Source organism: Oceanobacillus picturae (assembly GCF_000612865.1).
Taxonomy (GTDB): Bacteria; Bacillota; Bacilli; order Bacillales; family Amphibacillaceae; genus Oceanobacillus_B; species Oceanobacillus_B jordanicus.
This window is the reverse complement of sequence record NZ_CCAX010000001.1, coordinates 1,896,217-1,908,703: the sequence shown is the minus strand read 5'-3', so window position 1 is coordinate 1,908,703 and position 12,487 is coordinate 1,896,217. Positions and strand designations below refer to the sequence as shown.

10 protein-coding genes are annotated in these 12,487 nt (G+C 41.0%); 7 read left to right on the top strand and 3 right to left on the bottom strand.

What is annotated here, in order from left to right; genetic code table 11:
* Positions 1-218 precede the first annotated feature (218 nt).
* Positions 219-1,085 carry an ROK family protein gene (locus tag BN988_RS09615; protein WP_036575632.1) on the top strand — a complete coding sequence of 289 codons (867 nt, stop codon included), beginning with the start codon at positions 219-221 and terminating at the stop codon, positions 1,083-1,085.
* A 50-nt stretch (positions 1,086-1,135) separates the two neighbouring features.
* On the opposite strand, the gene coaW is transcribed toward BN988_RS09615, so the two are convergent.
* Positions 1,136-1,936: a type II pantothenate kinase gene (gene coaW, locus BN988_RS09610; protein ID WP_051557786.1), complete on the bottom strand. Its 801-nt coding sequence runs from the start codon at positions 1,934-1,936 to the stop codon at positions 1,136-1,138.
* 125 nt (positions 1,937-2,061) lie between these two features.
* Here coaW and BN988_RS09605 point away from each other — a divergent pair, with 125 nt between their 5' ends.
* From BN988_RS09605 to BN988_RS09590, 4 genes are all read left to right on the top strand, one after another.
* On the top strand, positions 2,062-3,102 hold the full coding sequence (locus tag BN988_RS09605; RefSeq protein ID WP_036575628.1) for a lactonase family protein: 1,041 nt from the start codon (positions 2,062-2,064) through the stop codon (positions 3,100-3,102).
* Between the two features lie 534 nt (positions 3,103-3,636).
* The gene (locus BN988_RS09600) at positions 3,637-4,032 is read left to right on the top strand and encodes a hypothetical protein (protein WP_036575626.1); all 396 of its coding nucleotides are present in this window, start codon (positions 3,637-3,639) and stop codon (positions 4,030-4,032) included.
* Positions 4,033-4,166: 134 nt separating this feature from the next.
* Positions 4,167-5,360 carry an exonuclease SbcCD subunit D gene (locus tag BN988_RS09595; RefSeq protein WP_036575624.1) on the top strand — a complete coding sequence of 398 codons (1,194 nt, stop codon included), beginning with the start codon at positions 4,167-4,169 and terminating at the stop codon, positions 5,358-5,360.
* A gap of 30 nt (positions 5,361-5,390) precedes the next feature.
* The gene (locus BN988_RS09590) at positions 5,391-8,483 is read left to right on the top strand and encodes an AAA family ATPase (protein ID WP_036575622.1); all 3,093 of its coding nucleotides are present in this window, start codon (positions 5,391-5,393) and stop codon (positions 8,481-8,483) included.
* 55 nt (positions 8,484-8,538) lie between these two features.
* Here the strand turns inward: BN988_RS09590 and BN988_RS09585 are convergent, their stop codons facing one another.
* A complete protein-coding gene (locus tag BN988_RS09585) occupies positions 8,539-9,723 on the bottom strand; it encodes an MFS transporter (RefSeq protein WP_036575620.1) in 1,185 nt (394 codons plus the stop codon).
* Positions 9,720-10,151: a MarR family winged helix-turn-helix transcriptional regulator gene (locus tag BN988_RS09580; RefSeq protein WP_036575618.1), complete on the bottom strand. Its 432-nt coding sequence runs from the start codon at positions 10,149-10,151 to the stop codon at positions 9,720-9,722. Before BN988_RS09580 ends, BN988_RS09585 begins: the two co-directional genes overlap by 4 nt.
* Positions 10,152-10,506: 355 nt before the next feature.
* On the opposite strand from BN988_RS09580, the gene BN988_RS09575 reads away from it, so the two are divergent.
* Complete coding sequence (locus BN988_RS09575) at positions 10,507-11,838, top strand: four-carbon acid sugar kinase family protein (protein ID WP_036575616.1); 1,332 nt, start codon at positions 10,507-10,509, stop codon at positions 11,836-11,838.
* Between the two features lie 19 nt (positions 11,839-11,857).
* Complete coding sequence (locus BN988_RS09570) at positions 11,858-12,478, top strand: GntR family transcriptional regulator (RefSeq protein ID WP_036575613.1); 621 nt, start codon at positions 11,858-11,860, stop codon at positions 12,476-12,478.
* Positions 12,479-12,487 lie beyond the last annotated feature (9 nt).

The window sequence follows — 12,487 nt, the reverse complement described above, 5'->3', positions numbered from 1 at the left end:
TTCGGTTTCTTTCTGTCTTCTTGATCACACCACCTTTTTTAGTATGGGTACTATTAAACCAAACACAGACTGAATATTCAAGAATTGTCATGTTGTGTCGATTTTGAGTAGGCAAAATTTGTACCACAGCTGCAATGATTTTCAGAACAAACGCTATATTTATTACCCTATTCCTTATATAATGAAACGGAGAACGCTTACATAGGGGGAGTGGTAAGATGTTAGTCGGAGCAATTGAAGCAGGGGGCACCAAATTCATTTGCGGAGTTGGTACTGAACAGGGAGAAATACTAGAACAGATAAGTATCCCAACAAGAGGTCCTGAGGAAACGTTGAAGGACGTCGTGGACTTTTTTAAAGGGAAAGAAATTGAACGACTGGGAATTGGTTCATTTGGGCCTATTCAAGTGAATAAGACTCAGCCTGATTATGGATCACTTTTAGAAACCCCGAAAACGATTTGGAAGCACTACCCATTATTAAAGCATCTTGAAGGGCATTTTCCGGCTGGTATGCCAATCGTGGTAGATACAGATGTGAACGCAGCAGCACTTGGAGAAATTAAATGGGGCGCAGCAAAAGGAAAAGATTCCTGTGTTTATTTTACTGTAGGGACAGGCATTGGTGCTGGAGTGTTTCTCAATGGGAAGCTCTTGCATGGCTTAATGCATCCAGAGGCTGGACACATGTTTATAAAGCGCCATGAAATGGATGATTTTTCAGGTTGCTGCCCGTACCACAAAGATTGTCTCGAGGGACTTGCCTCAGGCACTGCCTTAAAGACAAGGTGGGGTGTTGCTGGAACAGAGCTGACAGATGATCGTGCATGGGAGTTGGAAGGCTATTACTTAGCGCAGGCAGCTGTAAATGCTATTGTTACATACTCTCCGGAAAAAATTATATTTGGCGGGGGAGTGTCACAGCGCCCAGGGTTGATAGAGCAGATTCAAAAGCAAACACTGGAGCTTTTAAATGGATATATTAAAAAAACTCAAATCACCGACAATATCGAGGACTATATTTCCTTGCCTGGTCTTGGTTCCCAAGCTGGTTTAAAAGGGTCCTTGGCATTAGTGTTGGAATAATTTTTTACTGTGTTTTTTAAGAACTTTTCCACGCTGGGAACGGGGCCTGCTTATCCTAACATCGCCCCGATTGCCCCAGCATGAGCACCCTTTTCCAAAAATATGGCTTGATAATCAAAGCTTTCTTCAAACATCTTTAGTCGCCGTTTTAAAGGTGGGTTATCTTCCAGGGTACTACCAATAAAAACAAGGGACTTGGTATGATGAGCCTGTGCTGCTTGAATGGAAAGTAGAAGAATTGTCTCTGCAAGCAACCGTACTAAGCTTGCCATATGGTCATGGGAGGTCGCTTCTTGATTAAGATGTGCCTTTCCAAAGTTAGCAGCAGTGAGATCTCCCATCAGAGGAGCGGGACCTGGAGCATAAATATCCCGTATTAAAAGGTCGCTTTCTTTCTCATCACCGTTTTCAGCAGAAGCCACGAGTGACGAAAAATTTGTCTCTTTGTTGGAAAGAAGGGAGCCAAGACCGATTAGTGTTCCGCCCCCAATTCCACTACCGAACAAACGTTGAAAAGAATGGGGTGTCACATGGTAAAACGACGTTCCTGTACCAATGCTTACCACAATATAATTGCTTACTTCATGACCTTCTTCTTCTATTAAGTAACGCGTACCATTTATAGTTGCTGTGAATTCATTTATTTGCTGAGCCTGTCCTGATAGGTTGGATTGGATATGTGCACCTTTTCCTCCAGTTATGAAAAACTCCGATTCGCCACCAAGCTTTTCAAGCCAGCTTAGACATTCTTCCATTTGCTCAGATTGGAAAGTACGTGTAACCATTTCGCCGTGCATACGATGTGCCGTTTTTAGAAGTGTTCCTCCTGCATCAATTCCAATGCGATTCATTCCCATCCCTCCAATTACCTTCTACTGCTATCATAACAAAATACGAGCGATATTTTCGTTAGTTATAAGGTAACATGATACAATTAAGCTATACAGATTTAACAAATTTGGAAAGGAAGATACGTATGACAGCAAAATTTATCGGTTATGCAGGAACATACACACGGAAGACGAGCGAAGGTATTTATCGGTTTGTACTGGATACGGAAAAGGAAACATTAAGCAAAGCTGAAGTGGCGGCAAAGGTAGGCAGTCCCACCTATTTAACCATTAGTGAAGATAAGAAGCATTTATATTCTGTTGCTCAGGATGGAGAAATGGGCGGCGTCCATGCCTATGAACTAACAGAGCAAACGGCTGAACTTTCTTCCATTAATGGGCAGCTTGTGGAAGGTGCCCCACCATGCCACCTTGATGTGAAGGGCGGTGTGCTTGTAACAGGGAACTATCATAAGGGGGATATCGGCCTGCACCAGGTTGGCAGCAATAATGAAGTGGAACAGGGGCAATTTTTAAAACACGAAGGAAGTGGCCCACACGATCGCCAGGAAAAACCGCATGTGCATTTTACTGGCTATACACCAGATGGAAAATATATTGTAGTGGCTGACCTCGGGACAGATAAGCTTGTCACCTATAAACAGGTAAAGGACGAGTTGGTTCATGTAAACACATTGACAGTCAAAGAGGGAAGTGGTCCACGTCATATTGCCTTCCATCCAAACGGCAAAACAGCATACTTAGTTACAGAGCTCCGCTCAGAAGTGGTGGTCCTGGACTATGATGCAGCAACGGGAAGCTTTACCGAAAAACAATATATCAAAGCAATTCCAGAAGATTTCACGGAGACAAATGATGCGAGTGCCATTCACGTTTCTTCGGATGGGAAATTTGTTTATTCCGGAAATAGAGGACATAACAGTATCGCCGTTTTTGCTGTTAATGAAGAGACAGGTGAACTTTCCCTTGTGGAGATAAAGCCTTCAGGTGGAGATTGGCCACGAGATTTCGTGCTAGATCCAACAGGGAAATTCCTCGTTGCATCCAATCAACATAGTGGAAATATCGTATTATTTAAAAGGGATGAAGTAACAGGGAAATTAACACAGACAGATGAAGTAATTGATGTGCCAGAAGTCGTTTGTGTGAAATTTCTCCCGGAGTAACCGTCCGTAAGACTCCCACTTCAAAACATGAGGTGGAACCGTTAGTTTTTAGTGAGAATAAACGGACACTAATATCCCGATTCGTTCAACTAACAATCAGTGGGGGAAGAATGGCCCCCCACAGATTGAAGTTTCACTTTATTGGGTAAAAATATGTAATACATTACGTACAAACAGAGAGAGGCTGCGCGTTGCTTTTCTCTGTTTTTTTATGGAGGAAGGCTACCCGAAAATTTGTAATTAAAAAAATATAATGGGGAGAATAATGCTTTTTATTTTTAAAGGAATTAGGCACTCTCATTTTGTAATTTTCCCTAATAGTTAATTGTATTTTAAGGATAAAATTGGACGGAGAAATAGCTTTTTATTCAGTTTACATTTTTACTAGAGTAGCTTAACGTTAGAACTAGAAGTTTTACCTTGCCATCACGGGCAATAATCCTCCTACCAAATAAAGTTTCACTTTAGAGAATTCGGAGATTGATATAGTGTGTGGATAAAAATTAATTTATAATAAGTAGAGGAGGTGATGAGTTGGAGACGAACGAAATATTACAGCAAATTCTTGATAATCAGGTCGAGACAAATAAAAAAATAGAGGCATTAGAAGCCAACATGGAAGGGCGCTTTACTCAGGTGGAAGAGCGTTTCGTGCAAATGGAAGAGCGGATTGTACAAATAGAGAAGCGGATTGAACAAATGGATGAACGTCTTGTGTTGGTGGAAGGCCGCCTTGACAAGGTAGAAGAAAAAATAGAGCTGCTGACTTCGCAAACTACACAGGCATATCGGGATCTTGTTGAAGTCATTACCAATCAAAAGGAAGATATAACACAAAATTTCACACCTCTTGTAGAGACAGCCTTCTGGGCAGATAAGACGCTTCATCTAGAGAAAGAAATATATAAATTAAAACAGCAGCATAGCTAATCATTGCACAATGGTTAAATGTGATGCCTTTGTGCAATCATTCTTTTTTAGTACCCTTTTCTTAGCCCTCACACTTAAAGAGCTCCCCAAACACAACGTAACTAAACAAGATAGATATAAAGGAGGACTACCCGATGAAATTTTTTCATACAGCGGATTGGCACCTAGGAAAACTAGTACAAGGTGTGTATATGACCGAGGACCAGGCGTACATACTGCACCAATTTGTTCAGGCAATTGAAGAGGAAAAACCGGATGCCGTTATTATTGCCGGTGATTTATATGATAGAGCAGTCCCGCCAACAGATGCTGTCCATTTGCTCAACGATACGTTAGATAAAATAGTGCTACAACTCAAAACACCTGTGCTGGCTATTGCGGGCAACCACGACAGTCCTGGACGCTTGAATTTCGGTAGTAAAATCATGCGCGATAACGGCTGCCATATTACAGGGAATCTTAAAAAGGACATGGAGCCAATTATTCTTCATGATGAGCACGGGGAAGTGCATTTTCATCTTGTTCCGTACTGTGATCCTAGTGTTGTACGCAATGAATTTGGGGATGAAGAGATCCGTACCCATAACGATGCTGCTAAAAAAATTACAGAAGAGATCAAAGCAACAATGGATCCTAATGCACGGCATGTATTAGTTGGTCATGCTTTTGTGACACCATATGGGGAAGAAGAGGAGAATACAAGTGACTCGGAACGCCCATTATCCATTGGGGGATCGGAGTATGTGGATGCTATACATTTTAGTAGTTTTCACTATACTGCACTGGGGCATTTGCATCAGGCGCATTATGTAACAAAGGAAACAATTCGTTATGCCGGATCACCGTTAAAGTATTCGATCTCGGAAGAAAATCACAAGAAAGGCTACTTTATTGTGGAAATGGACGGGAAGGGCGATGTCTCTCTTGAGAAAAAAGAACTTCAGCCACGTCGGGATATCCGTACAGTGGAAGCATCACTTGATGAATTATTAGAGCATCCTATCAATGAAGATTATGTGTTCATTCGCTTGACTGATGAAACAGCCGTTCTTTCACCGATGGAAAAAGTACGCTCTGTTTATCCAAATGCCATGCATGTAGAACGGAAAAATTATATGTTCTCCCCGGAATCAGAAGCGTCTAATGAGCCAATGGAACGAACGAAAATGAGTGATATTGAACTATTCCACGCTTTTTATAAAGAAGTAAAAGGCAATGAGGCGACAGAAGAAGCGGAAGAGCTTTTTAAAGAAGTACTTGATGAATTATTAAAAGAAGAAAATGAAACATCATCCCCTCAAAGAACAAGGAATGCAGTGACGAATTAGTTGCCTTCCAGGCGGTAAGGAGCGAGCGATTTGAAACCATTAAAATTAACCCTGACAGCGTTTGGCCCATATAAGGAAAAAGAAGTCATCAATTTTACAGATCTACAGGAAAATCGTTTATTTGTTATATCTGGTAATACCGGGGCAGGAAAGACCACCATTTTTGATGGTATCTGTTTTGCCCTGTATGGCTCCGCAAGTGGTCAAGATAGAGAAAACAATGCGATGCTGCGCAGTGATTTTGCTGATGACAATGTCCATACAGCAGTTGAACTGGAGTTTGCTTTAAATGAGCGAACCTACCGGGTACTCCGCCAGTTGGGGCATATAAAAAGTGGTAACAAGACGAAGACAGGGGAACGATATGAGTTCTTCGAGATAACCAATGGTAATGAAATCCCGGTTGTGGATAGACAGATGGTATCCGAGATTGATAGAAAGATAGAGGAACTTATTGGCTTGACACAGGATCAATTCAAGCAAATTGTCATGCTACCACAAGGGGAATTTCGTAAACTATTAACCTCACAGACGGAAAACAAAGAAGAAATACTGCGTCGACTTTTTAAAACAGAGCCCTATAAGCATATTACGGAGAAGATAAAACAAAAGCGGCTTGCCATGGACGATGCATACAAGCAGGCCGTTCGTGTGCGTGATCAATATATTGCAGCAATTGGAAAAAGTTTGCCGAAACGAGATAGCAGTACCCTTTTTCCACTATTAGAGGCGGAATATCAAAATACAAAGCAAGTGCTAGATGGTCTCGAGGGAGAACGTCAATACTATGAGGCAAAAATTGTGGAGGATAAATCGGCCTATGAGCATGCTTACAAATCACACAATCAGAAACAAACAACATACCATCTTTCTAAAGCATTGAATGACCGTTTTGCTGCCTTAGAACAAAAAGAAAATCGATTAAAGGAATTAGTAGACCAGGCTGCACAATTTGAGAAAAAAGAAGTACAGCTAGAAAAGGCAGAACGAGCTCAGCGTCTTGCCCCCTATGAAAAACAGCGAGAAGAATGGCGTCGGGAAGAGGCAGCAAAACAAGCAGCTCGAAAAGAGGCAGAACAAAACAAGAAACAGATAGATGAGAAAAGAGTAGAAGTTCAAGCTGCGTATGAAAAAGAAGAGAATAAAAAAGCTGAGCGAGAAGCGATACGAAAAGAATTGGATAAGCTGCATGACTTTTTACCAGTTGTGAAGGAAATGGATACAGCGAAACAGAAGCTTCAACGTCTCCACCACCAAGGAAAAGCCACCTATGCAGAATGGCAGCAAGCGAAAGAAAAACTGGAAGAACAGAAAAATAAAGCAGAGCAGCTCGATCAAAAAATTAAAAGACTTGATCAGCAGGTGGAAAAGTTGCCCGACAAGCAGCAACAATTAGGTGAAATGCGCGAACAAATTAAGCTGGTATTAGATTACCTGAAACGAAGAGATCATTTACGTACATTGGAAGCAGAAATAAAGCAGCAAAAGCAGGTAGTAGCGGACAATAGAAAGCACTATCTTAAGCTGGAGGAAAATTGGATTAGCAACCAAGCAACTCTTTTAGCAGAACATCTTCATGATGGAGAGGCTTGTCCTGTGTGTGGAAGTGTGGAACATCCGGAAAAAGCGACTAGCAAAGCGGATGCGATTACTAAGGAACAACTTGAAAAAGCCAAACAGGAATTTGATATGGTCGATAATAAATATAGAGAAGTTACGGCAAACTATCAGGCTGCGAAAACACAGGTTGAGGAAAAGGTGCAGGAGCTAAATGGCTATTCGATTTCCTTGGAAAATGCAGAACAGACAAAGGATAAGCTTACTGAATCTGGTACCGCGCTTAAACAGGAAGTAGAGCAGCTAAACAAAGCACGTAAAGAACTAGCAGATCAAAAGCAAAGTTATGAACAGATAAAAGAAACAACAAAGCAATTAGAAGAAAAAGTACAAGCAAAAGAAAAAGCATATCAAGAGATTAAATCCTCCTATGATACGTCAAAAGCAGTTTATCAAGAGAGAGTAAACAACATTCCGGAAGACGTTCGGGTCTTAACAGAACTTGAGCAAAAAATTCAACAAGCGAAAAAGCAACAAGAAATGTTGGAAAATGCTTGGGAGTCTATCCAGAAAAGACTGCAAGAAGTAAAAGAAATGCAGGCAAAAGCGGCAGAACGGCTTACCCATGTGCAGCAACAGTGTGTAGAAACGACTGCCAAAAGGGAAGAAGTGGAAAAGCAATTTAGTACAGCTTTAGCAGAGGCAAGTTTTTCCGCGGAAACTGATTATCAGGATGCAAAGCTATCTGAAGAAGCGTTTCATGAACTAAAAAATAGCGTAGAGCAGTTTAAGCAAACACTCTCCACCGTAAGGGAGCAAGTGTCTGAGCTTAGGACAGAGTTAAAGGATAAGGAAAAAGCTGATCTGTCGGCGATCGAATCTGAACTGGCTAAGTTAAAGGAGACATATGAAGTAACCCTGAAAACATGGCAAGAGTCGAAAAACTATCATCAAGAAGCGAAGGATTTACATCAAAGTATAGCAAAAGCAAGTGAAGAATCTGGAGACATTGAAAGAAAACTCCGGACTATCTCTGACCTATACGATGCCATTCGTGGGCAGAATAATCGTAAAATATCCTTTGAAAGGTACTTACAGATTGAGTACCTTGAACAAATTATCGATGCAGCAAATCAGCGGCTTAAGCATTTATCAAATGGGCAATTTTTCTTAATGCGCAGTGACCGACAAGAGTCTCATGGTCGGCAAAGCGGGCTTGCTCTCGATGTCTATGACGCATATACAGGCCAGACAAGGGATGTCAAAACTTTGTCTGGTGGAGAGAAATTTAACGCCTCACTTTGCTTAGCACTGGGCATGTCAGATGTAATCCAAAGTTTCCAAGGTAATATCTCTATAAAAACGATGTTTATTGATGAAGGGTTTGGAACACTGGATGAAGAAGCATTAAATAAAGCAATTGATACACTCGTCGACTTACAGCAATCTGGTCGAATGATTGGCGTAATTTCGCATGTTCAAGAGCTAAAAACCATCTTCCCAGCTGTTTTGGAAGTGAAGAAAACGAAGGAAGGTTCTAGTAGAGCCAAATTCTTAATTAAATAGCAAAAAACACAGTACTAGCGTGGCTTTGTACTGTGTTTTTTTGTTTTAATGCTAATTAAGATGCATGTGGTTTCTGTTGTTTTTTATAATACATATTAAACAATACCATGACCACAAGAACAAGAACAGCACAGACTAGGTAAAGACTCTGGTAACCGTATCCCGAAACCACAAGTCCCCAAATAAAGGAGCCAAGTGCAATACCAGCATCATAAAGCATAAAGAAAGTGGCGGTTGCGTGACCACTCCGGGCAGGCTCTGCTGTTTGAATTGCCATCGTTTGGAAGCTTGGAAGTAGTGTGCCATATCCAAGACCGATTAAGGCTGCGGCGACAAAGAGCATCCAGGCAGATGACGTAATACTTAACATCACAAGCCCTGCCACAAAGATAAGCAGGCATGGGAGGATAACAAAACGCGCTCCTCTGCTATCAAAGGCTCTACCAAGTGAAGGTCTGGAAAGTAACATTACGCCTGCAAAAACGAGAAAGAAAAAGCTTGCTGCAGCTGCAAGTCCTATTGACTCTGCATATACCGAAATAAAGGAAAGAATACTAGCATATGCAAGGGAAATGAGACTGGCAATAATGGCGATTGGTAAAGCTTTAAGTTCGACTAAACTGTGAATAGAAAGCTTTCCTTTTTTTACAGTCGTTTCTGCTCCTACTGGTTCTTTCACATGAACGAGAAGGGTTGATAAAATCCCTACAATCATAAATATGCTAAGGATAATAAATAAGGTTTTAAAGCTGACAAATTGCAGTAGACTTAGCCCAATAAATGGTCCAGCCACTACCGCCAGGTTCATTGACATTGCGAAATATCCTAAGCCGGCTCCCCTGCGTGCTGGCGGAATTAAATCAGCTGCAATCGCACCTGTAGCGGTAGTAATTACGCCAAAGGAAAGCCCATGAATGAAGCGCAAGATCATTAATGGAACAAAGGATTCAATCCCGATATAGATAAAAGTTGTGAGTGTGAAGACACTTACGCTTAAAACAAGTCCCTTTTTCTTTCCAATTCGATCAAGTAAGCCTGCTGAAAAAGGTCTAACAGCAATGGCGGCGATTAGAATAGAGGTAACAACAAGGCCGCCTTGTGCTTCTGTTCCATCCATTTCTTGAATTACATAAAGCGGAAGGGTGGTTATTAATGTATAAAATACTACAAACACTAAGAATTGCGTCATAAAAATACTAATAAAACTACGAGTCCATATCTTTTCTAGTTGGTTTTTCATTCTGATGTCTCTCCTGATGATTTTAGTTTAGCTAAAAGCGTGTATAATTGGTTTTTCTCTTGTTGTGAAAAAGCCGAAAGCAACTTCTCATCAAAGCTTTCCACCGATTTTTTGATAGTAGGAATCCGTTCTATTGCCATCTGAGTTAGTTCAATAATGCGCTCACGTTTGTCTTGTCCTTGCTTTCTGCTAATCCAACCACTTTTCTCCATCCGAACCAAGGTCCGTGTGACAGTTGGTGCTTCCGTATTTAAATACTTCCATATCTCCGTTTGTGTCATAGCTCCAAACGTATCCAGGCAGTAGATTATGGCCCATTGTGATGCATATAAATCATGATCTTTAAGCTGTACGTTTAATTCTTTCACCGTATAACGAGACAGTTGATTTAAAGCATGCATAATATCCCGGTTCTCCACATTCTTCATTTTCATACCCCTCTTCAATACTTACCCAGGTAAATAAACACCTGAACTATATTACAGGAAATTTAGTACGTTGTAAAGCGAGTGGACACTTTTGTTGATATAGTCGCGGAGTTAATTAACCAAGTTGTGCCGAGAAATCTGCTGAGAGAGTGAACATCGGCCGAGGGCACCGACACATCGCCTGAGAGCGCCACAGCATCGCCCAAGCATAGCCACATCGCCCAACATCGCCCTCCCATTTTCACGATCTAGTAAGCCTTTGCAAAAAAGAGCTTGCATTTTTGAAAACGCTTATGTTAACATAGATTCATCTTAGATCTATGTTGGATCTTTTACATGTGGGAGGCAATAACAGATGCAAAATAGAAGACTTCTTGCTTTCTATGGCGATGATTTCACGGGATCCACCGACGCGATGGAAGCATTAGATAGTTTCGGACTTAGAACAATTCTTTTTTTGGAACCGCCAACAGAAGAATTATTAGAAAGGTTCTCTGATGCCCAATGTATTGGGGTTGCAGGAACTGCACGTGCGAAAAATAACGAAGAAATGGAAAAAGAACTTACACCAGTTTATAAAAAATTTAAAGAGATAAATCCTTATTTTGTTCATTACAAGGTTTGTTCAACCTTTGATTCTGCTCCAGAGGTGGGAAGTATCGGATATGCTGCTGATTTAGCTAGACGTTACTTTGAAAGCGGCTCCTATCCATTGCTCGTCGCTGCACCAGCATTGGGAAGATATACGGTATTTGGCAATCATTTTGCTAATTTTCATGGGTCCATTTATCGACTTGATAAACATCCTGTAATGTCAAAACACCCCGTAACGCCAATGGATGAGGCGAATTTAGCAGTTCATCTACAAAAGCAGACGAAGCAATCTATCGGAACAATTAACATGGTAGATATGGAAAAAGCCCCAGCAGAATTTACCGACGGTGCGGAAGACATTGTGCTCTATGATGCAGCAGAGGAAAAAGAGATGAGTTGGTTCGCTGACAAAGTTTGGCAAGATAGAAGTGAAACCACAACGCAATTTCTAATTGGGTCCTCAGGCATTGAATATGCACTCGGCAACAAATGGAAAAAAGACAACATTGTGGAGGGCAAAGCGAAGGAACGTCAACCACGTAATATCGACCAAATGCTCGTTGTTTCTGGAAGTGTTTCAGAAGTTACCAAAAGACAATTGGAACATGCAGAGAAATCAGGCTTCCATATGGAACAACTGCCATATGAATTGTTTACGGAAGAGAATGTCCCTGAAAGCTACCTAAATCGCATTATTGAATTACTAGACTCCAAGAAGAAAGTGATTCTATATACAGCAAAAGGGACGGAAGATAAAGCAATTAAAGCAACAAGAGATCATCTTACACAAGCAGGTATTTCAGATATTGGAATCCATATTGGACAACAATTAGGACGCTGGACAAAATACATTATGGAGCGTGCTCCACTGAAGAGAGTTGTTATCTCTGGTGGTGACACTTCTGGATTTGTTACATCACAGCTTGGCATTTATGGACTAGAAGTCCTTCAAGGCATTGCACCAGGTGCTCCTTTATGTCGCGCATATTCAGAGGACGAGCGCTTTGATGATTTAGAAATTGCGTTAAAGAGCGGACAGTTAGGTGGAGAAGGATTCTTTGAGAATGTCTTTTTAGCGAAGAAAACCTATTAATGGGAGAAAGGGGATCGCGATGCTTTTAAAAGATGTAGCGTACCAAACAATTAAGGAGAAAATTTTGGAAGAAGAATATCCACCAGGACAATTTCTTTCAGAACGCACCTTAATACAAGAGTTAGATATGAGTAAGACACCAATAAAAAATGCACTTGTTCGTCTAGAATCAGAGGGGTTTGTCACTGTTTCTTCCAAGCAGGGGATCGTGATTAATGATCTATCAATTGAAAGAATCAATGATATTTATAATCTGCGAATCGCGTTAGAAACCTTTACCTGTGATGCATTATATGAACGAATTACACCACAGCAACTTGGTGATTTGAGAGAGAACTTAGAGCAAACCAAGGTAGCAGCAGAGGAACTTGATGTGAAAGGCTTTGCTTCATTGGATCATGATTTTCATGTTGATCTAAGTGAAATTGCCGGTAACAAAGAGATTACACGCATTCTATTAAACTACCATGATCATTTACTTCGTATTACTTTGCGTCATTTGCGCAAGGATCCTACTAGGGTTCGAAAGTTCTATGAAGACCATGTTGCGATTGTAAACGCTCTAGAAGCACATCAGGAAGAAAGTATTACCCTGATGAGACAGCACTTGCAAGAATCGAAATCCATGTTATTTCAATAAGAAGGAGAT

What these genes read in the sequence shown, in the direction of transcription:
- BN988_RS09615 (WP_036575632.1), top strand. Translation starts at nt 219, where the DNA reads ATGTTAGTCGGAGCAATTGAAGCAGGGGGCACCAAATTCATTTGCGGA.
- coaW (WP_051557786.1), bottom strand. Translation starts at nt 1,936, where the DNA reads ATGAATCGCATTGGAATTGATGCAGGAGGAACACTTCTAAAAACGGCA.
- BN988_RS09605 (WP_036575628.1), top strand. Translation starts at nt 2,062, where the DNA reads ATGACAGCAAAATTTATCGGTTATGCAGGAACATACACACGGAAGACG.
- BN988_RS09595 (WP_036575624.1), top strand. Translation starts at nt 4,167, where the DNA reads ATGAAATTTTTTCATACAGCGGATTGGCACCTAGGAAAACTAGTACAA.
- BN988_RS09585 (WP_036575620.1), bottom strand. Translation starts at nt 9,723, where the DNA reads ATGAAAAACCAACTAGAAAAGATATGGACTCGTAGTTTTATTAGTATT.
- BN988_RS09580 (WP_036575618.1), bottom strand. Translation starts at nt 10,151, where the DNA reads ATGAAGAATGTGGAGAACCGGGATATTATGCATGCTTTAAATCAACTG.
- BN988_RS09575 (WP_036575616.1), top strand. Translation starts at nt 10,507, where the DNA reads ATGCAAAATAGAAGACTTCTTGCTTTCTATGGCGATGATTTCACGGGA.
- BN988_RS09570 (WP_036575613.1), top strand. Translation starts at nt 11,858, where the DNA reads ATGCTTTTAAAAGATGTAGCGTACCAAACAATTAAGGAGAAAATTTTG.